Below are 20,484 nucleotides of genomic sequence, written 5' to 3' on the forward strand. Positions count from 1 at the left end.
CTCAGTGGTCGACGGCCTCGACGATGCAGCTCTGGACCTGCTTCGCGGCCTTCGACGTCTCGGAGAACGCGGACGGTGCTGCGGTCGCGGAGCCCTGCTCGTCGGCGACGACGTCCTCGGCGACCTTGTTCACCGGGAAGACCAGGCCGTCGAAGTCCTCGGCGGTGGGGTCCTCTTCCGTACCCCAGATGCCGACCTCGTCGTCGTTGGGGTCGTCGCTCGTGTTCGGGGCGACCGAGACGCCGAGGTACCAGCCCTCGTCGCTCTCCGTGACGCTGACGACGTCGGTGCCGTCGTGCGGGCCGACCGCCTCGTCGATCGCGTCGACGGCGGCGCTCGAGGCGACCCCGCACGGGGCACTGTTGCGCTGACCCGGGTCGGAGCGGGTCGCGGACTCCTCCGAGCCCGGCACCTTCCCGACGGGATTGCCGTTCTGGGCACCGGCGTTCGAGCAGCCGCCGAGCAGCAGGCCGACGGTGGCGAGGCCGACGAGGGTGGCGGTGGTCTTCGCGCGCAAGGTGGTCATGCTCCTGACGGTAGGCCGCCGGAGGTGTGCCGGAGCCCAGGAGCGCGTCCCCCGACCGCGCTCCCGGTCCGGCACCCGCTACCCGCGCGCCATGATCCAGGCGAGCAGGTACGAGCGGGTGTTGCCGGTGTCGATGTCCTCCGCCGGCAGGTCCCGGGCGGCGGCCAACGCGGCCGTCGCCTGGCTGCCCGAGGCGAGCGCCCGGTACATGAGCAGGTAGTCCCCGAACTGCACCGCGTAGTCGCCCTCCGGCACGGCCTCGTCGAGGACCCGGGCGATCTGCCGCTTCCCGCCGGCCGCGACGTACTCCGTCGCGACCGCTGGCATCGGGATGAGCTCGATGCCGGCCGGAGCCGCCGGGTCCGCGCTGAACCACGTGGCGTGGTCCCGCTTGCCGCCCCAGTTCAGCGAGACGATCGTGTGTTCGAAGCCGGGAAACGCCCGCAGGTCGGGGTCGAGCACGTCGCGCTGGGCAGACACGGCCTCGTTCGCGAGCAGCCAGCTGCCGAGTTCCGCGGTCGACCGGGAGCCGGAGACCGTCCCCCAGCGGGCGAGCCCGTTCCAGGCGGACACGGCCTCGGACGAGGACTCCTGGTTGTTCCCGTCCGCGAACGGCGAGTACCCGGAGGCCCACGAGTGCTGCGCGTACGGGTCGTACACGCGGAGCTCCGGGAAGGACGCCGTCGCTTCCGGGGACGCGATGTCCGCGGCGACGAGGTCGAGCACGGGTGCCCACTTCGCCACGAGGTCGTCCGACCCGTCCGCCACGATCGCCGCTGCTGACAGCAGGTAGCCGTAGTGGAAGTGGTGGTCGTTGAACTCGTCCGACCCGTAGGAGGGCGCCTGGCCGACCAGACCCTTCACAGTGTCGTCGTACCGGAAGCACCGCGTGCCGCTGACGCCGCAGCCCTCCGGGTCGGTCCACTGGTCGATCTGCGTGACCAACTGCTCCCGCAGGCCCGCAGCGACGTCGTCGAGGTCGAGCTGCGTGGCGAGCCGGTACAGGTTCGCGACCCGGTACAGGTCCTTGCCGCCGCCGTAGCTGTCGGCGCCGAAGGACGCCTCCGAGACCGCGCCGGCGTCCGCGCGGACCTGACCGGTCAGCTCGTCGCGTTCGGACGAGGACAGCCCGGACAGGTCCAACCGGTCGTCTGCCTGGAGGCTCGGGGCCGCGAACCGGAGCACGTCACCGGTGCAGACGGGGGCGTCCCCGGTGATGGTCGCGTAGTGCAGACCCGTGCAGTCCAGACCCGTCTCGCCCTGACCGGGCTGCGGCACGATGACGGTGTCGCCCCGTGCCGCGGTGCGGTAGCCGAGAGCGGTCCGCTGCTCGCCGTGGGTCGCGGTGCCGGTCGACGAGCGGGCGAGGGTGACCTGCTGCAACGGGGACGCCGCCGCGGTGGACAGGGCACGCACCTGCTTGCCGGTCGCGTCGTCGGGCACGGGGAAGAGGACGACGGTGCCCCCGCGACCGAGCTCGATCGCGCTGCCGCTGACGTCGCCGCTGGTGACGACGCCCCACGTGCGACCGTCGGCGGCGATGGTGCCCGTCGTCGTGCCGTCGGGGCCGTCACCGGTCGCGGTGATGCTCGAGGTCGCGCGCACGGTCTGTCCGGCCTCGGCCGTGTAGGACACGAGCGGGGACCCCTGCGCGAGGACGGTGTGCCCGACGACCCGGTCGCCGTCGCGGTGTTCGACCGTCACGGACACCTGGTCGTACGCGGACACGAGGGTCCGGTCGGCGCCGAGGTCGAGCCCGACCTGCTGCACCGCACCACCGGCGATCGTCTTCTCGGTGGCGCTCACCACGGGCAGCCCGGCGGCGAACCCGTCGTCGGTCACCTGCCACGAGATCGGGGTCGGGAAGACCGGCTGCGGTGCGGCGCCGTAGACCAGGCCGGAGAACCACCGGTTCGTCGGCGGGACGAGCCCGTCGGCGAGGCGCATGGTGCCCGCGGTGGTCTTCGGGACGGCACCGAGGGCGGCCAGGGCGCGGGCCTGGTCGCGGGCCTGTTCCCGGTCCGGACCGTCCGCGGACGGTGAGCCGGTCCCGGTGGCGCGGTCCGGGCCTCCCGTCCCGGTCTCGGCGCCGGTCCCGGTGCAGGCGGTGAGGACGAGCGCGGACGCGGCCACGAGGGCGACGGCAGCGGCACGGAGCCGCACGCTCAGATCCCGATCTGACGGAGGAAGTCGCGGAACGCGTCGGTGATACCGGCCAGCCGGCCGTCGTCGCGGAGGTGCAGGGTCGCGTCCACCGGGGTGCCCGGGCTCGTGACCCCGGACGACGGCGACGCCGACAGCTCCGGGCTCTCCACGGACACGGTCGTCTTCGCCTGGCCGTCGGCGTCGGTCACGACGCTGACGTTCTTGACGGTCCCCTCGATCGAGCGGTCGTTCGGCAGGCGCAGGTCGACGGTCGCACCGTCGGTGATCCGGCCGTAGTCGCGCGGGCTGACGAGGAACTCGGACGTGACGAACAGGCTCTTCGCCTTGTGGATCGTGCCGAGCTCCGAGCCGGCCTGCACGTACCCACCGGCCTTCACGTCGAGCTTCGCGACGGTGCCTGAGACCTCCGCCTTGAAGGTGATCAGGCCGTCGGGCTCGATCTCGTACGCGCTGGTGGTGGTGTCCGCGCCGACGACGCCCTTCCGGATGTCCTGGGCGAGCTGCAGGCTCTGGACCTGCATGAGCTCCTGCCCCTCGCGGACGGTGTCACCCTCCTCGACGTACTCCTCGGTGACCGTTCCGCCGTAGTCGGTGCCGACGGCGTACTCCTGCGCCGTGATGGCGGCCGAGGCACTCGTCACGGCGCTCCGCCGCTGGTTGAAGACGAGCGTGCAGGCCGCGACGACGACGAGCACGACCAGGATGCCGCCGTACAGGCGGAGTCGGTTGGTCCAGGTCATGATGCGACCTCCACGGCCGTCGGGGTGCCGGAGGCGGCGCTGGCGGTGATGACGTCGCGTGCGTTCTGCAGCGAGTCGGGGCGGACGACCTGGGTCCGGAGGGCGGGCGCGGGCTCGAGGCCGGCCGTGGCGAGGACGAAGACCGGAGCGGTGTCCGCGTCACGCTCCTGCCGGGCGGCCCGCCGGTTGACCGACTGCTCACGGAACGCCGTGACGATGAAGGCGCCGAAGATGACCGAGTTCGTGATGTTCCACGCGGTGGCGAGCGTCAGCTGCCCGTTCGACACGTCACGCCAGATCGCGACGACGCTCGTCAGGGACAGGAACACGAAGACGAGCACCTGCGGCACGATGAAGTTGAACGGCGAGGGCGCCCGGCCCCGACCGGCTCCCGTGACGTGCCAGGCCTGCTCCTTCCCGCAGAGCACGTTCCACAGCGCACGGGCGTAGATCGGGAACGACACCGCGGCCAGGAGCAGGGTCTCGTACCGGAACGACCCGAGGGCGTAGAACGCCAGGACGACCTGCATGAGGTAGAAGCCGAGGTAGAACAGCACCCACTCGCCGACCCCGATCGACATGTTCATCGGGCGGAGGTCGAAGAAGATCTCGAGCGGCGGGACGAGCAGCAACAGGCCGGGGACGATGCCGGTCAGGTAGAAGCTCGCGGTGACGAAGTACTGCAGGCGCTGGTCCATCGTGAGCTTGCGCTTCGGGTTGAACGGGAAGTGCGTGAGCAGGATCTCGAACCCGCCGGTGGCCCAGCGGAGCTGCTGCTTGCTGTACGCCTCGATCGTCTCCGGAGCGTCGCCGACCGCCAGGGTCATCGGGATGAAGACCGACTTCCAGCCGCGCTCGTGCAGGTGCAGGCTCGTCCAGACGTCCTCGGACTTCGAGTCGGTGTGGATGCCGCCGACGTCGTCGATCGCCGCACGGCGGAAGATCACGTTCGTGCCGACGCAGAAGGCCGCGTTGAACCGGTTCCGGCCGGGCTGGATGAAGCGGTAGAACACCGTCTGCATGTAGCCGGCGCCGCGGGAGACGAGGTTGTGCAGGTTGCCGTACGTCTGCGGGGTCTGCACGAACGCGATCGACTCGTCCGCGAAGAACGGGACGGTCTCGAACAGGAAGTCCTTCGCGGGCACGAAGTCCGCGTCGAAGACGGCGAAGTAGTCGCCCTTGGCGAGCGTCAGGGCGTGGTTGATGTTGCCCGCCTTCGCGCCGTTCGAGGACAGCCGACGGACGTACCGGGCGCCGAGGCGGTCGGCGAGGGCGCGCACGTCGTCGCTCCGACCGTCGTCGAGGATCCACGTGCGGTGCTCGCCGCGCATCGCGACCGCGGCAGCGACGGTCGCGGCGATCTTCGTCAGCTCCTCGCCGTACACGGTGATGAAGACGTCGACGACGACCCGCTTGCCGCGGACGCGCATCGGCCAGCGGTGGCTGCGCTCGGCGAGCCCGTCACGGGCGATCTCGTCGGGGTCGAAGAGCGTGTCCTGGGTGTTGTGGAACGCGAAGTCACGCGGGTCGGTACCGCCGGACAGGATCGTCCACATCGACAGCAGGGACTGCCCGACGAGGACGCTCTCCGCGATGATGACGAGCCCGTAGGGCAGGAAGTCCCCGCGGTTGGCGGGGTTGAGCAGGAACACCGCGTAGGTGACGACGCCGAGCGTCGCCAGCAGCACGATGAGCACCATGACCGGGCTGTGGGCCCGGGTGTCGCGGTTGCGGGCGGCGGCGGGCTGCTCGGTCACGTGGGCGACCGGTGCGGCCGGGCGGTCGGCGCCTCCGGCGCCTTCGGGGCCTCGGGCGCCTCCGGCGACGAGGCCGCCGGAGGACCGGCGACCGGCCCGGCGACGGGGCTGCCCGTCGGCGGGGACCTCGATCACGGTGCGGTCGTCGGGTTCGGTCAGGGGTGCATTGGTCGTCCGGGGTCGCCGGACGTCCGTGGGTGCGGACATGCGCGTTCTCCTGTCGGGTGTCGGAGATGTCGATCCGTCGTGCTCGCGGGGCACGACGGACGACGGGTGTCGGCGACGTCGGCGACAGGATCCGGACGCGGTGGTCCGGCACGGACGGAGGCCAGGGTTCCTCGTCCGGGGCACGGTGCTCGCCGTGGGTGCGGCGTGCACCGGAGGGTCCGCCCTCGGGAGGCGGGACCGTGTTCGGTGGGTTCGGGTCGAGCTGCTGACGGCCCGCGCCGTCAGTGGTGCGATCGTACGACACGACCCGCGACCGCCATGTGACGATCGTGTGAACAGACCCCCAGGTCAGGGGGCACGGGCGCGGCGCGGCGCTGCTCGTGCGTTCCGCGGACATCGGTCCGCTTGGGCGCGTCACCGGTCCCGCACCGCAGGTCAAGCCGGCCGATGGAGCCGTTCCGCAGCGACCGACCGCACGGCGTCCGTGACGCGTTCGAGCAGTGGTGACGCCGTCGTCCACCGCTGCCACCACAGCGCGACGTCGGCCCGCCGCCCCGGGGTGAGCTCGACGAGCGCACCTGAACGAAGCGCGTCGAGGCACTGCGCCTCAGGCAGGAGCCCCCATCCGAACCCGAGCTGCACCGCGCGCGCGAAGTCGGCGGAGTTCGGGACGTAGTGCCGTGGACCGCGCGGCGCGTGCCCGAGGACCCGCCGGAGGAATCCCTGCTGCAGGTCGTCGTCACGGTCGTAGTCGACGAGCGGTACCCGGTCGAGTCTGGCCGTCATGCGCCGCTCGGTGTCGGCGCCGTCCAGGTACCGACGGACGAAGGACGGCGCGGCGACCGCCCGGTAGCGATCGACGCCGAGCGGGACGGAGGAGCAGCCCTGGACCGGTGCCGCCTCCGCCGTGACCGCCGCCATGACCGTGCCGGAGCGCAGCAGTTCGGCCGTCCGGTCCTGGTCCTCACGGTGCAGGTCGAAGACCACCTCGGTGTCGTGCCGCACCAGGGCGAGGGCGTCGAGGAACCACGTGGCGAGCGAGTCCGGATTCACGGCGAGGGGGATCGAAGGGGTGTGTCCCGCCCCGTCGGCGCCCGGCATGGCGAGTGCACGCGAGGTCTCCTCGTCGAGCAACCGCACCTGCCGCGCGTGCCGGAGCACGACCTCACCGTCGGCCGTGGGCGTGATCGGGGTGGTCCGCTGCAGCAGCACCCGCCCGACGAGTTGCTCCATCGCCTTGACCCGCTGGGAGACCGCCGACGGCGTGATCGACAGGGTCCGCGCGGCCGCGTCGAAGGTGCCCGTGTCGACGGCGGCAAGCAGTGTCTCGAGGTGGTCGCGCTGGAACTGCACCATGAGCGCAGCTTACGGCGCACCACGATCATGAGCTGTGCTGATCCAGCCCAGCACCGTACGGTTCCCCTGTGACCGCTCTCCTCCCCGCTCTCTCCGGCCTCGGCACCGGCCTGGCCCTCATCGTCGCGATCGGGGTCCAGAACACCTACCTGCTGCGGCTCGCGGTCAGCACGCGTCCGGGTGTGGTGGCGGTCGCGGTGGCCGTGTGCACGCTGTCCGACGCCGCCCTCATCGTCGCCGGGGTGCTCGGTGTCGGCGTGGTGGTCGAACGGGTGCCCGTGGCGCTGCTCGTCATCCGGTTCGTCGGGGCGGCGTTCCTGCTCACCTACGGGGTGCTCGCGGCCCGGCGGGCGCTGCGCCCCTCGGACGAGGCGATCCGGCTCGAGGACCGTGCCGCAGACGACGGCACGCCGCCCGCCCGGCTCGGCGCGGGCCGTCCGGGTGGGCCGACCATGCGGGCCGCGGTCCTGACGATGCTCGTCTTCACGTGGGCGAACCCGCACGTGTACCTGGACACGCTCGTGTTCCTCGGGTCGGTGGCGAACCGACAGGGCGTCGACGACCGGTGGTGGTGGACCGTCGGCGCGGTGGCGGCGAGCTGCCTCTGGTTCGGTGCGCTCGGGTTCGGCGGACGGCTGCTGCGACCGCTGTTCGCGAAGCCGGTGACGTGGCGCGTGTTCGACGCCCTCGTCGCGGTCGTCATGCTCGCGTTCGGCGTGGCCCTGCTGCTCGGCGCCTGACGCCGCCGTGGCAAGGGCCGCCGCGGCGCCGCGGTTCGACGCCCGCGGTTCGGCGCCCGCGGTTCGGCGCCCGCGGTTCGGGCCGGTCTGACGCAACGAGAGCCGGATCGAACCACGGTGTTCCGTGGTTCGATCCGGCTCTCGTTGTGCGGGTCCGGTCGGCGCGGGGTCCGGTCGGCGCGGGGACAGCGACGACCGAGCGCGGGCACCGGGCGGCGGTCAGTGCTCGCCGCGACCGACCCGGCTGTGCCGACGGCTGTAGCCGAAGTAGATCGCGAAGCCGATGACGAGCCAGACGACGAAGCGCAGCCAGGTCTCGACCTCGAGGTTGAGCATCAGCCAGAAGCACAGCACGGCGGACAGGATCGGGATGACCGGGGACCACGGCACCCGGAAGGCGCGCGGTGCGTCCGGACGCGACCTCCGCAGCACGATGATGCCGACCGACACGAGCACGAAGGCCGAGAGCGTGCCGATGTTGATCATGCCCTCGAGGTTCTCGACCGGCGTGAACCCGGCGAGGAACGCGACGATGATGCCCGCGACGACCTGCACCCGGACCGGGGTCTGCGTCTTCGGGTTCGTCACCGAGAACCAGCGCGGCAGCAGGCCGTCACGGCTCATCGAGAAGACGATGCGGGACAGGCCGAGCAGCAGCACCATGACGACGGTGGTCAGGCCGACGAGCGACCCGATCGCGATGATGCCCGCCGCCCAGGGCAGCCCGACGAGGTCGAACGCCGACGCCAGGGAGGGCGCGTCCTCCTGCGCGAGCTGCTTGTACGACACCATGCCGGTGATGACGATGCTGACGCCGACGTACAGCAGGGTCACGATGCCGAGCCCGATGAAGATGCCGCGCGGCAGGGTCTTCTGCGGGTTCTCCGTCTCCTCGGCACTCGTCGCGACGACGTCGAAACCGATGAACGCGAAGAAGACCAGGGAGGCGGCGGCGAGCAGGCCGAAGACGCCGTACTGCGCGGGCTCGGACCCGGTGGCGAAGGACACGAGCGACTGGGTCCAGACACTGCCCTCGGCGCCCTTCGCGGGCTCCGCCGTGGGGATGAACGGCGTGAAGTTGGCGGCCTTGACGAAGAAGGCGCCGACCACGATGACGAACAGGACGATCGCGACCTTGATGATCGTGATCACCGCGGACACCCGGCTCGACAGGCGGGTGCCGAACGCCAGCAGCGCCGTGAAGACGCCGACGATGAGCACCGGCCCCCACGTGAAGCCGATCGGGCCGAGGGCGATCGTGCTCGGCAGCGTGATGCCGAAGACGTCGAACGCGGTGCTGAGGTAGATGCCCCAGTACTTCGCGATCACGGCACTGGCCGTCAGCGTCTCGAGGATGAGGTCCCACCCGACGATCCAGGCGAGCAGCTCGCCCATCGTGGCGTAGGTGAACGTGTACGCGGACCCGGCGACCGGGATCGTCGAGGCGAACTCGGCGTAACACATGATCGCCAGGCCACACGTGACCGCGGCGAGGATGAACGAGATGATGACGCCGGGTCCGGCGAAGTTGGCTGCGGCGTTCGCGCCGACCGAGAAGATGCCGGCACCGACCGCGACGGCGATCCCCATCGCGGCGATGTCGAACGTCCCCAGCGAGCGCTTGAGCGAGCGCCCCTTCTCGTCGGCGTCGGCGAGCGACGCCTCGATGGACTTGGTGCGGAGGGCCATGGGACGTTCCCGTCATCGGAGCAGGCGGACCCCGGAAGGGTAGTGGTGTACCACGAGCGTCCGCAAATGGTGACGCCGGTCAGGCGGTCGGATGGTGGCCCCGGTCAGGCGGTCCGCCACTCCCGCAGGAAGCGCGCACCGGCCTCGTCGTGGATGACGCCCTCCGGCGCGGTCAGCACGGGGTACGGCGTCTCCGGGACCCCGTCGGCCGGCCGGACGTCGACGTGGGCGACCCGGTGTCCGTTCGCGTGCAGCCAGTCCGCCATCGCGTAGTCACTCCGGGAGTCGCCGACCGTCCGCCACTCGAGTGGCAGGGCCCCGTCCTCGGCCAGGAGCTCGAGCGCACGCTCGGCGCCCAGGTCCTTGCCGCTCCGGTCGGACTCGATGTCCGTCGAGATGATCGTGGGGTCGACGCGCCAGTCCACCGCACCGTGCTCGTCCGGTCGCACGTCGTCGAGTCGACGGGCGCCGAGTCCCCGCCGCTCGAGCGCTGCCATCGCCTGCGCGTCGAACGCCGGCTGCCGGGCGAGGTAGGCGGCGTTGTCGACCTCGACGAGCTGCTCGATCGAGACCATCGCGCGCTTCGTCTCGTCGAAGAACACCAAGTCGGCGTACTCGTCCCGGACCAGGTCGCGCATCTCGTCGGCGAAGTCGCGCGGCAGGGCCAGGTCCTCGGCGACGGTGAGCTCACCCATGCCGTCCGGGAACTGCGGTCCGATCGAGCACCAGACGGCGCCTTTCTCGCAGATCGCGTGCACGCGACCGCCGGCCGCGAGACCTCCGGCGAGGAGCGGTCCGACGACCTGCTCACGGATGAAGGCGTCGCTCCGGCCAGTGTTGAACACGACCGGGATGCCCTCCGCGGCGAGCGCGACGAGGTCCTCGATGATGCTCGGGATCTCGATCGTCCGCGAGAGCGGGCTGGCGATCGGGCCGTCGACGTCGAGCAGGAGTCCGAGGCGGGGTGCGTTCACCCGTCCATCCTGGCGCAGGACCGCGCCGGGCTGCGCAGACCGTGCGGCTCCGACCGTCCGGTGCGACTCCGGCTGGTCAGTGGTGCTCGGGCTGGTCAGTGTTGCTCGGGCTGCGTTCGCCGAGGAGGAACGCGTCCACGGCTTCCTTCAGGACGACGGGGTCCGGCACGTGCCCCTGCCCCTCGAGGACCACGGACGTGGACCCGGGAACGCTCTCGACCACCGCGCGGGCAGCCCCCCGGGCCCACACCGCGCCCGCGGTGCCGGCCGCGACGAGCACGGGGACGCCGATCGCGGCGAGCACCCGCTCGGGCACGACGAGCCCGCCGAGGACCCGGACGTCGCGACCGAGGACGCCGGCGTCGGCGAGCAGCGCCTTCCAGAGCTTCGGCTTGAGGGGCACGGCGGACACCTGGAGCATCGGCACCCCGAGGACGCGGGTCAGGTACGCACGCACCGCGGCAGCCCGTCGTCCGCCGGCGATCATCTCGTCCAGGCGGTCGGCGAACAGGACGTCGTCCGCCCGGGCGTCGGCACTCGCGCGGTAGGGCGGCTCGTAGAGGACGACCCGACCCACCGGGACCCCAGCGGCGACGGCGTGCAGGACCACGGCGGCCCCCACGCAGATGCCGAGCAGGTCGACCGGTCCGTCGGCGTCGGCCACGACCGCTGCGAGGTCGTCGACCTCGCGCTCGACGGACCACGGCCGGGTGTCGCCGCTCTGCCCCCGACCACGCCGGTCGTACGTGACGACCCGGTAGCGGTCGGAGAACGCCGCGACGACGGCGTCCACGTACGGGGTGCCCCGGTGGTCGAAGGCGCCGCCGACGAGGACGAGCACGGGTCCCGAACCGCTCGACGAGACCGCGATCTGCGTGCCGTCCGCAGACGTCACCGATCGTCCGGTGCTGGTCGTCATGGCGTCCTCGTTCGTCCCCGACGTCGTGTGGTCCGTCCCCGGGCGGATGGCACTGGTCGGTGCCACGCACAGCTCGGGCGACGCTGATCTCGGCCCCCGCTGGTCGTGGGCCACGCCGTCGTCGCGAGTCTGACAGGCGGAGCCCCGAGAGTCACCACCCGCGTCCTGGGGGAGCGCTCTGTGATCCCTGTGGACGGCGGCACGTTTCCTGTGGACGACAGCACGGCTCCTGTGGACACCGGTGCCGTCAGACGCGGGTCAGACCAGCGCGTCGACGCCCACGGACTCACGTTCGAGCAGGGCGCGCTTGACGTCGAGTCCCCAGGCGAAGCCGCCGAGGGAGCCGTCCGAGCGCAGGACCCGGTGACACGGGACGAACAGCGCCGGGGCGTTCCGGGCGCAGACGCTCGCCGCTGCCCGGACGGCATCCGGTCGACCCATCGCGCTCGCGAACGCGGTGTACGTCAGGGTCGACCCGGCCGGGATGTCCCGCAGCCGCCGCCACCCCTCCGTGAACAGGTCGGTCCCGACCTGGTGGACGGGCACCTGCATGGCGTGGTCGGTCTCCCCCGCGTAGTAGGCGTCGACGGCATCGGCCGCGGCGACCCGTCCCTCGAGGACCCGCTGAGGCCGGTGTCGCTCGGCGATCCGGGCGAGGACCCGCTCGACGTCGGCGGTCCACCCCGAGGCGAGGACCCGACCGCGGTCGTCCTCGAGCACGGTGAAGGGTCCGTCGGGGGTGGTCAGGGTGGTGCAGACAGCGTCGGTCATCGGGGGTCCTTCCCGGAGGTCGTGGAGGTCGCAGCGGTCCGGTCCATCGCGCGATCGACGATCGGCCGCCAGCAGTGCATCGTCAGGTAGCTCCGCCAGGGGGCCACCCGTTCCGACCATAGGGAGAGCTCACGCGCCGTCCCGGGCAGCCCGAGTTCCTGTGCACCGTTCCGGACGGCGAGGTCACTGTGGAGGAACAGATCGGGGTGGTGCCGCACCCGCAGTGCGACGTAGTCGGCGGTCCACGGCCCGATCCCCTTCACGGCGAGCAACCCCGATCGCAGGTCGTCGAGGGACTGGCCGCCGTCGACCACGAGCGACCCGTCGGCGAGCGCCGCCGCGACGCGCATGATCGTGTCGACGCGGGCAGCGGGGCCACGGAGGACCTCACGACCACGCTCGGCGACCACTGCGGCGCGCGGGAACGTCCGCGCAACGGCCGCACCCGGCACGAGCGCCTCCGGCACCGGCGTCCCGAGCGCGGCGACGAGCCGGGTCTGTGCGGTCCGCGCCGCCGCGACGGACACCTGCTGCCCGATGAGGGTGCGGAACACGACCTCGTGCGGGTCCACCGCCCCGGGCAACCGCATGCCGGGGACACGTTCGACCACCGGTGCGAGTGCGGGCACCGCGGCGAGCGCGTCGTCCACCGCCACCGGGTCCGCGTCCAGGTCGAAGAGCGCCCGCACCCGGGCGACGAGCGTCGGCAGGTCGGACAGGTCGGTCAGGCGCACGAGCAGGTCGAGGCCGACGCGACCCCTGCCTCGCGGTGCCGTCCCACGACGACGGCCGGACCGCGACCCGGCCCCGTCCTCGGCCGCGGCGGACGCGCGGAACCAGGCCGGGCCTCCCGGCAGGTCCAGCACCCGACCGTAGGACGTGACCCGACCGTCCGCCCCGGTCCCGACCTGCTCCATGCCGGGGAGGGCGTGCAGTGCATGCCACTCGAGCAGGCCCTGCACGTCGAAGGGCGGCCGGGCCGGCAGGTGCACCCGCAGTGCCCCGTCGGACCCGGGCGCCGAGCGCCGGTGGGCACGGAGCTCGGTCGGCGTGAGCGCGAAGACCTCGCGCACGGTGTCGTTGAACTGGCGGATGCTCGTGAACCCGGCGGCGAACGCGACGTCCGCGACGGGCAGGTCGGACCCGGTGAGCAGCGTCCGGGCGGTCTGCGCCCGGTGTGCGCGGCTCAGGGCCTTCGGGCCGGCGCCGAGCTCCTCGGTCATGATGCGGTTCAGTTGCCGCTCCGAGTAGCCGACCCGGCGGGCGAGGCCGGGCACGCCCTCCCGGTCCACGACGCCGTCGACCACGAGGCGCATCGCGCGACCCGCGACGTCCTCGCGCAGGTCCCACTCGGGGCTGCCCGGGGTCGCCTCCGGCAGGCACCGGCGGCAGGCGCGGAACCCGGCGAGGTGCGCGGCGGCGCTCGTCCGGTAGAACGTCACGCCGGTCGACCGCGGGGTCCTGGCCGGACAGCTGGGTCGGCAGTAGATGCCGGTGGAGTGCACGGCGGTGACGAACTGCCCGTCGAACCGGGCGTCCCGCGAGGCCGCGATGCGGTACCGCTCGTCGTGCAGCGCTCCGGCTCCGGTCGTCGTCATGCGGTCAGCCTGACACGGGCCGACGACAGCGGACTGGCGGAGATCGGACATCGCAGCGGGCGGGGGCCGGGGTGACGGGGCGACGGCCGGCCGGGAGGCACGACTACCGTCGTGCGCATGGGTCCCGGTTCCGACACGGTCGCGTCCGACGCGCTGCCGCATGCCCGCGAGGTCGAGGTCGTGATGCTCCTCGCCTCCCGGCGGCACCGCTACGAGGGACGTCCGGCCGACGGTTCCGCTCCTCCGCAGCCGGGGGAACGGGAACTCCGGGAACGGATCGACCTGCGGGCCGGACTGGGCATCGTCGGCGACCGCTACTTCGCGGCCCGGGCGCACGTGCACGCGACCGTGACGGTGATCGGCGTCGAGGGACTCGAGCAGGTCGGCCGCGAGCTCGGCACGTCGATCGACCTGGCGGCGACCCGGCGGAACGTGTTCCTGCGCGGCGTCGACGTCGAGGCGCTGCGCGGCGAGCCGTTCTCGCTCGACACCGGCGACGGGCCCGTGCGCTTCCGCGGGTACCGGCCGGCGAACCCGTGCGCGTGGATGGACACGCAGGTGGCACCGGGGGCGTTCCGCGCGATGCGGGGACACGGCGGGGTGCGGTGTGACCCGGAGTCCGACGGCGTGCTCTCCCTCGGCGCGGCGGTGCTCCGCACGGCCCACCCCGTCCCGGACCCCTGACCGCGACGAGGCGGCCGTGACACGCAACGTGGACGGCACCGCGCAACGGAACACCGCTGCGGGTGACCGCCCACGTCGCGCCCCGTGAGGTGTCAGACGAGCGCTGACTCGATCGCGTCGACGAAGGCCGGCAGGTCGTCCGGCGTGCGCGAGGTGATCACGGTGCCGTTCGTCGTGTCGACCTGGACCTCCTGGTCGACCCACTCGCCGCCGGCGTTGCGCACGTCGGTCTGCAGCGACGGGAACGACGTGATCGTGCGACCCGGCAGGACACCGGCCTCGACCAGGGTCCACGGGCCGTGGCAGATCGCCGCGACCGGCTTGCCCGCGTCGACGAAGGCCTTCACGAGCCCGACCGCGGTGCTGTCCTGGCGGATGGTGTCGGCGTTGATGGTGCCGCCCGGGACGACGAGCGCGTCGTAGTCGCCGGCGGAGACACCGTCGTAGGTGGTGTCGGTGTCGACGCTCTTGCCCGGGTCCTTGTCGCCGACGAGGGTCTCGATCGAGCCGGACTCCTTCGCGGCGACGGTCACGGTGGCTCCACGCTCACGGAGCTGGTCGGTGGGGACGACGATCTCGTCCTGCTCCACGCCGTAGTTCGTCGCGATGACGAGGATCTTCTTGCCGTCGAGGGCTGCCATGGTCACTCCTTCCGCGGACCGGGGTCTCCGGGGCCGCGCGCACCACGGTCGTCGCCCCGCGCTGGACGCGCTCGCAGTGCGCAGTCGACGTCCAGCGAGCGGTGCGCGGAGCGGACCGGAGGCTCAGCCGCGGATCCGGAACCCGTCGCCCTCCGGCGTGACCGTGATCCCGTCGTACCCCGTGATGCGCGGGAGGTCGGGGGCCACGTCGGCGGCGAGCACCCCGACGGCGACCGTCGTCGCGCCGGAGGCGACCGCAGCCTCCAGGCCGGCCGGCGCGTCCTCGAAGGCGAGGCAGTCCGTGGCGGCGAGCCCGAGCAGGGCGGCCCCGCGGAGGTAGCCGTCCGGGTGCGGCTTGCCGTGCTCGACGTCCGCGGCGGAGACGAACGCGTCCGGGACGGGCACGTCCGCGGCCCGCATCCGGTTCACGGCGAGGTCCCGCGGGGCGCTGGTGACGAGCGCCACCGGCACACCGGCGTCCTGCAGCCGTCGGACGAAGGCGCCGGCACCGGGGACCTCGACGATGCCGTCGGTGTTCTCGACCTCGTCGTTCACGAGTTCGAGCGCGACCCGGCGCTGCTCGTCCGGGGACAGGTCGGGCAGGAACCGCCGGATCGTGTCGATCGTCTGACGGCCGTGCGAGAAGGCGAGGATCGTCTGCGGGTCCAGGTCGTGGTCGGCGCCGAACCGTCCCCAGGCACCCTCGACGATCGCGGTCGAGTCGACGAGCGTCCCGTCCATGTCGAACAGGACCCCGGACACCACGACGTCGATCACGTGCCGACCCTACCGCCGGCCGTCCCCGTGAGGCCGGACGGCGACGGCGAAGACAAGCGCCGCCAGCAGGAGCGTGAGCGCTGCACTCCAGACGACGATCGGCGCCTCTCGGAGCGGCGGGAGGAGCCTGCCTGCGAGCATGACCAGAGCCGCTGCGATCGCGAGTACCGGTGGAACCATCCGTCGTGTCGTCTTCGTGGTGCGGGTCATCCCCGACTCGCCTTCCCCGCACAGAACGAGATCGTTCCACTGGTCACTGCGGACGCCGCGGTCAAGCAGGCGATGCAGCCGACACCAGCAGTCACGACACAGGCGGCCGAACAAGCGATCGACAGCGCGGTGATCGCCCATGCAGCAACACCGGCACCATTGAGGCACGACGAGAAGCGACTCCACCACGACGAGCGGACCACCGGCGCGGTCGCCTCCACGATCCGATCGATGCGGCGCGTGCCATCGACCCACGTTCGGAGGCGTCCGGAGTCTGCCGACCGAGGGGTGAGCACCATCTCACTCCACCCGAGCACCGTGTTCCCTTCGACCACGGCGGACAGGTTGGACTGCGGGAGCACCCCGGCTGAGGACGCGAACGGGATCCTGAGTACCGTCCCCCCGGAGGTACGGAATGCCCTGGCGGCCTCGACGTCGAGTAGCAGACCGCTCGCAGATCGACCCGTTCGCTCCGTCCACGTCCCGACCGCAGTCGAGGTGGCCTCCTCCGACAGCGGCTTCCACGTCTCGGCTTCCCGCACGATGTCCTGGAGGTCCTGCTCCACCGACGGTGCGTCGCTCATCGCACTCGGAGCGTTGGTCGCGGTCGAGACCGCGGCGCTCGTCGGAGATGTACCGACCGAGAGTGTGGCGCTGACGGCGAGCACGGTGGAAGCGGCAGTCAGGAGCATGAGACGGGGCGGAACACTGAACGATGGCATGCACCGATCGTACTGAAATGGTACATGTCAGGCAATGATGCTGAGCGATCGGTCCAGCCGCAAGCCGTCAGCGCGCCCGGACGTACCTCGTGAGCAGCACGTCGCCCGCCCCGCGCAGCACGTGCGCCAACCGCATCCGCCGCAGCTCCGGGGACGAGCCGTGGACGATGCGTCCGCCGGCCCCGCCCTCGAGCGACGGGTCGATCGACAGGCACAGCTCGTCGACCAGGTCCGCCGCGACGAGGGACCCGAGGAACGACGGACCGCCCTCGCAGTGGATGCGTGCGAGGCCGCGGTCGACGAGGGCAGCGCGGACGAGCACCGGGTCGACCGAGTCCTCGCCGCAGGACACAACGTCGGCCACGGCCTCGAGGGCCCGGCGGCGCTCGGGGTCGGCTGCGGAGGTCGTGAGCACGATCGGCCGGACGGGCGCCTCGGTGAACACGCGGGACGCCGGGTCGAGGCCGAGCGACCCCGTGACGATCGCGAACACCGGGTGGTCTGCCGTCCCGCGCGCCCGGCGCCAGGCCACGTCCGGGTCGTGCAGGACCATCGGCCCGTAGCCCTCGTCGCGCACGGTGCCCGCGGCGACCAGGACGACGTCGGCCGCTCGCCGCAGCAGGTCGAACACGCGCAGGTCGTCGGGGCCGCCGAGGGAGCCGGACCTCCCCGCCGCCGTGGCGGAGCCGTCGAGCGAGCTGACGAAGTTGACGCGGAACCAGCCCCCGTCCGCGGTGCCCTCGGTGCCGTCCGTGTAGACGGCGAGCAGGTCGTCGTCGGACAGGTCGTCGACGGAGCCAGGCAGGTGGGTCACGTGTTGTGCCTCGCTTCCAGGGGTTCCCGCCAGCCGAGGACGGCCTCGACCATGCGCATCGCGTCGACGGCCTCGGGGACGTCGTGCATCCGGACGATCCGCGCGCCGAGCAGCGCGCTCATGGTCGCGGCGGCGAGGGACCCGGACAGCCGCTCACCGCGCGGTCTGCCGAGGGTCTCCCCGACGAAGTCCTTGTTCGACACCGCCGCGAGGACGGGGTAGCCGAGCGCGACCACCTCCGGCAGGCGCCGGGTCAGCTCGAGGGTGTGCACGGTGGTCTTGTTGAGGTCGTGCCCGGGGTCGATGACGATCCGCTCCTCGGGGATGCCCGCGGCGAGCGCCCGGTCGACCCGGAGCCGGAGGAACGCCGCGACCTCACCGGCGACGTCGGCGTACTGCGGCTTCGGGTACTCCTGCCGGGGTGCGGCGAGCGAGTGGGTGATGACGACGGTGGCGTCCGAGTCCGCGACGACCTCGGCCATCCGCGGGTCCGCCAGCCCGGTGGTGTCGTTCACGACGCTGGCACCGGCGGCGATCGCGGCGGCGGCGACCTCCGGCCGGAAGGTGTCGACGCTGATCGTGACGTCGGACTGCTGCGCGACCTGTGCGACGACGGGCACGACGCGGTCGATCTCGTCCGCCGCGGACAGTTCGGGTCCGGGCGCGAACTTCACGCCGCCGATGTCGACCCAGTCGGCGCCCTGCTCGGCCGCGGTGACGGCGGCCGCGACGGCACGGTCGAGCGCGAAGGTGCGGCCCTGGTCGTGGAAGGAGTCCGGGGTGCGGTTCACGATCGCCATGACGGCGATGCGGGAGTCGAAGTCGATCGTGCGGCGGCCGATGGTGCGGACCGGGGCGCGCAGCTCGGGGACGACCCAGCCGGAGGGTCCGGACGGGAGGCCCGACGCGGGTCCGAGGCGCATCAGGCGTCCGTCCCGTGGCCGGCATCGGCCGCAGCGGCCGTCCCGTTCCCGGTCCCCGCACCGATGAGCGCGATCGCCTCCGCACGACCGGCGGCCTCGGACAGGATCCCGCTCGCCGCGACCGTCACGGTCGTGGAGCCCGTCTGCCGCTCGCCCCGGGTCGTCACGCACTGGTGCTGGGCGTCGAGGACGACGAGGACGCCGCGCGCCTCGAGGCCGTCCTGCACGGCGGCGACGACCTGCTCGCCGAGGCGCTCCTGCAGCTGCGGACGCGAGGCCAGGGCCTCCACCACCCGCGCGAGCGTCCCGAGGCCGATGAGCCGCTCCCCCGGCGCGTACGCCAGGTGCGCGGTCCCGAGGAAGGGCAGCAGGTGGTGTTCGCACACCGACCGGAACCGGATGTCCCGCACGACCACCAGGTCGCCGCGCTCCCCGTCGCCGGCGGGCACCGTGCCGTCCCGGGCGATCTGCGTCGCGTCGAGGTCGAGCCCGTGGAAGAACTCCGTGTAGGCGTCCGCGACCCGCTGCGGGGTGCGTTCGAGTCCTGGTCGGTCGGGGTCCTCGCCGATGCCCGCCAGCAACTCGCGCACGGCGGCCTCGACACGGGCACGGTCCATGCGCTGCGTCACCCGCTCATCCAACACCGGTCACGCGGTGCGGTCCTGACCGGAGAACGCGGTGACGTACCCCGTTCTCCAGGAACGGGCCTCCCGGCAGGACTACCATCCCGTCGCGACGTGACCATCGGCGTTGCCGTCCTCTAAACTCCACCGGTGAGCGCCCCGCAGACATCCAGCCCGCCCCGGAACAGCGTCGCATCCGGTCTCGACCGCTTCTTCTCCATCACCAAGCGCGGATCGACCATCCCGCGCGAGGTCCGTGGTGGCGTCGTGTCCTTCGTGACGATGGCCTACATCGTCATCCTCAACCCGCTCATCCTGGGCGGCTTCAGCGCTGACCAGGCCGCCAAGGACGTCAGCGGCGGATGGCTCGAGAACGCTCAGGTGGCCGCGGCCACCGGCCTCGTCGCGGGCCTGATGACCATCGCGATGGGCGTCATCGCGAACCTGCCGTTCGGCATCGCGGCCGGTCTCGGGATCAACTCGTTCCTGGCCGTCAGCGTCGTGCAGCAGGTGACGTGGGCCGAGGCGATGGGCCTCGTCGTCATCAACGGCGTCATCATCGTGCTGCTGGCCCTGACCGGGATCCGGACGCTGATCTTCACGGCCGTGCCCGCACAGCTCAAGGCCGCGATCACCGTCGGCATCGGCCTGTTCATCGCGTTCATCGGGCTCGTCGACTCCGGGTTCGTGCGCTCGTCGGGGCTCGCGTCGCCGCCGCTGCAGCTCGGCGAGGACGGGTCCGTCGGGGCACTGCCGACCATCGTGTTCCTCATCGGTCTGGTCATCATCGGCACGCTGATGGCCCGCCGCGTCAAGGGCGCGCTGCTCATCGGCATCGTCGCGACGACCGTCATCGCCATCATCCTGCAGGCCGTGTTCCAGGTGCCGACGTCCGTCGAGTCGAAGACCGGCTGGAACCTCAACGCCCCGGGGCTGCCGAGCGCACTGTTCGCCCTGCCCGACCTGTCCCTCGTCGGCCAGTTCGACTTCGGCGCCTTCGCCCGGATCGGCCCGCTCGCCGCGTCGATGCTCGTCTTCACGCTCGTCTTCACGAACTTCTTCGACGCGATGGGCACGATGACCGGCCTGGCGAAGGCGGCGGGGGTCGCGGAGCAGGACGGGACGTTCCCGCGCCTCCGCGCCGCACTCGTCGTCGAGGGTGCCGGCGCGATCGCCGGCGGTGGTGCTTCGGTGTCGTCGAACACGGTGTTCATCGACTCCGCGTCCGGCATCGGCGAGGGCGCCCGCACCGGCATGGCGTCGGTCGTCACCGGCCTGCTGTTCCTGGCGTCGATGTTCCTCACGCCGCTGACCCAGGTCGTCCCGCTCGAGGTCGCCGCCGCCGGGCTCGTCGTCGTCGGTGCCCTCATGGTCGCCCAGGTCGCGGACATCGACTGGACGGACTTCGGGTCGGCGCTGCCGGCGTTCCTCACGATCGTCGTCATGCCGCTGACCTACTCGATCGCGAACGGCATCGGTGCCGGCTTCATCAGCTGGGTCCTCATCAAGGCGCTGTCCGGCAAGGGCCGCCAGGTCTCGTGGCTGCTGTACGTGGTCGCCGCCGGCTTCCTGCTCTACTTCGCACGCGGTCCGCTGGAGTCGCTCCTCGGCGTCGGCTGAGGTCCGGCCGCGGTGCCGCTCGCCGCACCGGCGCCGATCGGCCCGGCACGACAGGAACCGGCCCAC

Annotated in this window: 20 protein-coding genes; 3 read left to right on the forward strand and 17 right to left on the reverse strand. The window is 72.1% G+C overall.

All coding sequences use genetic code 11. The features are described from left to right. Position 1: 1 nt before the first annotated feature. From DEI84_RS00745 to DEI84_RS00765, 5 genes are all read right to left on the reverse strand, one after another. The gene (locus tag DEI84_RS00745) at positions 2-526 is read right to left on the reverse strand and encodes a hypothetical protein (protein ID WP_110889306.1); all 525 of its coding nucleotides are present in this window, start codon (positions 524-526) and stop codon (positions 2-4) included. A 78-nt stretch (positions 527-604) separates the two neighbouring features. After that, entirely contained in the window at positions 605-2,689 is a 2,085-nt protein-coding gene (locus DEI84_RS00750; protein ID WP_110889307.1) for a glycosyl hydrolase, read from the reverse strand. 2 nt (positions 2,690-2,691) lie between these two features. Continuing rightward, positions 2,692-3,432 carry an HlyD family secretion protein gene (locus tag DEI84_RS00755; RefSeq protein WP_110889308.1) on the reverse strand — a complete coding sequence of 247 codons (741 nt, stop codon included), beginning with the start codon at positions 3,430-3,432 and terminating at the stop codon, positions 2,692-2,694. After that, a complete protein-coding gene (locus DEI84_RS00760) occupies positions 3,429-5,396 on the reverse strand; it encodes a cellulose synthase catalytic subunit (RefSeq protein ID WP_258371633.1) in 1,968 nt (655 codons plus the stop codon). The genes DEI84_RS00755 and DEI84_RS00760 overlap by 4 nt, the downstream gene beginning before the upstream one ends. Positions 5,397-5,792: 396 nt before the next feature. Beyond that, on the reverse strand, positions 5,793-6,713 hold the full coding sequence (locus DEI84_RS00765; protein WP_220032850.1) for a LysR family transcriptional regulator ArgP: 921 nt from the start codon (positions 6,711-6,713) through the stop codon (positions 5,793-5,795). A 68-nt stretch (positions 6,714-6,781) separates the two neighbouring features. Here DEI84_RS00765 and DEI84_RS00770 point away from each other — a divergent pair, with 68 nt between their 5' ends. Next, complete coding sequence (locus tag DEI84_RS00770; RefSeq protein ID WP_110889309.1) at positions 6,782-7,453, forward strand: LysE/ArgO family amino acid transporter; 672 nt, start codon at positions 6,782-6,784, stop codon at positions 7,451-7,453. Between the two features lie 219 nt (positions 7,454-7,672). On the opposite strand, the gene DEI84_RS00775 is transcribed toward DEI84_RS00770, so the two are convergent. The 5 genes from DEI84_RS00775 to DEI84_RS00795 all read right to left on the reverse strand — a co-directional run bounded on the left by DEI84_RS00775 (position 7,673) and on the right by DEI84_RS00795 (position 13,404). Beyond that, positions 7,673-9,142: an APC family permease gene (locus tag DEI84_RS00775; protein WP_110824292.1), complete on the reverse strand. Its 1,470-nt coding sequence runs from the start codon at positions 9,140-9,142 to the stop codon at positions 7,673-7,675. 104 nt (positions 9,143-9,246) lie between these two features. Then, on the reverse strand, positions 9,247-10,116 hold the full coding sequence (locus DEI84_RS00780; RefSeq protein ID WP_110889310.1) for a hypothetical protein: 870 nt from the start codon (positions 10,114-10,116) through the stop codon (positions 9,247-9,249). A 76-nt stretch (positions 10,117-10,192) separates the two neighbouring features. Beyond that, complete coding sequence (locus tag DEI84_RS00785) at positions 10,193-11,035, reverse strand: alpha/beta fold hydrolase (RefSeq protein ID WP_110900382.1); 843 nt, start codon at positions 11,033-11,035, stop codon at positions 10,193-10,195. 258 nt (positions 11,036-11,293) lie between these two features. Beyond that, positions 11,294-11,806 carry a methylated-DNA--[protein]-cysteine S-methyltransferase gene (locus DEI84_RS00790; protein ID WP_110889312.1) on the reverse strand — a complete coding sequence of 171 codons (513 nt, stop codon included), beginning with the start codon at positions 11,804-11,806 and terminating at the stop codon, positions 11,294-11,296. Continuing rightward, entirely contained in the window at positions 11,803-13,404 is a 1,602-nt protein-coding gene (locus DEI84_RS00795) for a DNA-3-methyladenine glycosylase 2 family protein (protein ID WP_110889313.1), read from the reverse strand. The genes DEI84_RS00790 and DEI84_RS00795 overlap by 4 nt, the downstream gene beginning before the upstream one ends. A gap of 117 nt (positions 13,405-13,521) precedes the next feature. Between DEI84_RS00795 and DEI84_RS00800 the strand changes: the two genes are divergently transcribed. Further along, a complete protein-coding gene (locus DEI84_RS00800) occupies positions 13,522-14,088 on the forward strand; it encodes a molybdenum cofactor biosysynthesis protein (RefSeq protein WP_110889314.1) in 567 nt (188 codons plus the stop codon). Positions 14,089-14,180: 92 nt separating this feature from the next. On the opposite strand, the gene DEI84_RS00805 is transcribed toward DEI84_RS00800, so the two are convergent. The 7 genes from DEI84_RS00805 to folE all read right to left on the reverse strand — a co-directional run bounded on the left by DEI84_RS00805 (position 14,181) and on the right by folE (position 18,792). Then, positions 14,181-14,729, reverse strand: coding sequence for a type 1 glutamine amidotransferase domain-containing protein (locus tag DEI84_RS00805; protein WP_110824298.1), 549 nt, complete (start codon positions 14,727-14,729; stop codon positions 14,181-14,183). Positions 14,730-14,852: 123 nt separating this feature from the next. After that, a complete protein-coding gene (locus DEI84_RS00810; RefSeq protein WP_110889315.1) occupies positions 14,853-15,506 on the reverse strand; it encodes an HAD-IA family hydrolase in 654 nt (217 codons plus the stop codon). 9 nt (positions 15,507-15,515) lie between these two features. Next, positions 15,516-15,716, reverse strand: a complete 201-nt coding sequence (locus tag DEI84_RS15410; protein WP_110910547.1) for a hypothetical protein — start codon at positions 15,714-15,716, stop codon at positions 15,516-15,518. Continuing rightward, positions 15,713-16,438, reverse strand: a complete 726-nt coding sequence (locus DEI84_RS00815) for a hypothetical protein (RefSeq protein WP_146236258.1) — start codon at positions 16,436-16,438, stop codon at positions 15,713-15,715. The genes DEI84_RS15410 and DEI84_RS00815 overlap by 4 nt, the downstream gene beginning before the upstream one ends. Positions 16,439-16,505: 67 nt before the next feature. Then, positions 16,506-17,252 carry a pyrimidine reductase family protein gene (locus DEI84_RS00820; RefSeq protein ID WP_110889317.1) on the reverse strand — a complete coding sequence of 249 codons (747 nt, stop codon included), beginning with the start codon at positions 17,250-17,252 and terminating at the stop codon, positions 16,506-16,508. Continuing rightward, positions 17,249-18,175, reverse strand: coding sequence for a dihydropteroate synthase (gene folP, locus DEI84_RS00825; protein WP_110889318.1), 927 nt, complete (start codon positions 18,173-18,175; stop codon positions 17,249-17,251). Before folP ends, DEI84_RS00820 begins: the two co-directional genes overlap by 4 nt. Next, positions 18,175-18,792: a GTP cyclohydrolase I FolE gene (gene folE / locus DEI84_RS00830; protein WP_110889562.1), complete on the reverse strand. Its 618-nt coding sequence runs from the start codon at positions 18,790-18,792 to the stop codon at positions 18,175-18,177. The genes folP and folE overlap by 1 nt, the downstream gene beginning before the upstream one ends. Positions 18,793-18,948: 156 nt before the next feature. On the opposite strand from folE, the gene DEI84_RS00835 reads away from it, so the two are divergent. Then, the gene (locus tag DEI84_RS00835) at positions 18,949-20,418 is read left to right on the forward strand and encodes an NCS2 family permease (RefSeq protein ID WP_110824303.1); all 1,470 of its coding nucleotides are present in this window, start codon (positions 18,949-18,951) and stop codon (positions 20,416-20,418) included. Positions 20,419-20,484 lie beyond the last annotated feature (66 nt).

It is taken from the genome of Curtobacterium sp. MCBD17_023, from assembly GCF_003224415.1.
Lineage (GTDB): Bacteria > Actinomycetota > Actinomycetes > Actinomycetales > Microbacteriaceae > Curtobacterium.

Coding starts and splice junctions, on each gene's coding strand:
- DEI84_RS00785 (WP_110900382.1), bottom strand. CDS start 11,035: ATGACGACCAGCACCGGACGATCGGTGACGTCTGCGGACGGCACGCAG.
- DEI84_RS15410 (WP_110910547.1), bottom strand. CDS start 15,716: ATGACCCGCACCACGAAGACGACACGACGGATGGTTCCACCGGTACTC.
- DEI84_RS00790 (WP_110889312.1), bottom strand. CDS start 11,806: ATGACCGACGCTGTCTGCACCACCCTGACCACCCCCGACGGACCCTTC.
- DEI84_RS00765 (WP_220032850.1), bottom strand. CDS start 6,713: ATGGTGCAGTTCCAGCGCGACCACCTCGAGACACTGCTTGCCGCCGTC.
- DEI84_RS00800 (WP_110889314.1), top strand. CDS start 13,522: ATGGGTCCCGGTTCCGACACGGTCGCGTCCGACGCGCTGCCGCATGCC.
- DEI84_RS00760 (WP_258371633.1), bottom strand. CDS start 5,396: ATGTCCGCACCCACGGACGTCCGGCGACCCCGGACGACCAATGCACCC.
- DEI84_RS00805 (WP_110824298.1), bottom strand. CDS start 14,729: ATGGCAGCCCTCGACGGCAAGAAGATCCTCGTCATCGCGACGAACTAC.
- folP (WP_110889318.1), bottom strand. CDS start 18,175: ATGCGCCTCGGACCCGCGTCGGGCCTCCCGTCCGGACCCTCCGGCTGG.
- DEI84_RS00745 (WP_110889306.1), bottom strand. CDS start 526: ATGACCACCTTGCGCGCGAAGACCACCGCCACCCTCGTCGGCCTCGCC.
- DEI84_RS00755 (WP_110889308.1), bottom strand. CDS start 3,432: ATGACCTGGACCAACCGACTCCGCCTGTACGGCGGCATCCTGGTCGTG.
- DEI84_RS00815 (WP_146236258.1), bottom strand. CDS start 16,438: ATGCCATCGTTCAGTGTTCCGCCCCGTCTCATGCTCCTGACTGCCGCT.
- folE (WP_110889562.1), bottom strand. CDS start 18,792: ATGGACCGTGCCCGTGTCGAGGCCGCCGTGCGCGAGTTGCTGGCGGGC.
- DEI84_RS00775 (WP_110824292.1), bottom strand. CDS start 9,142: ATGGCCCTCCGCACCAAGTCCATCGAGGCGTCGCTCGCCGACGCCGAC.
- DEI84_RS00795 (WP_110889313.1), bottom strand. CDS start 13,404: ATGACGACGACCGGAGCCGGAGCGCTGCACGACGAGCGGTACCGCATC.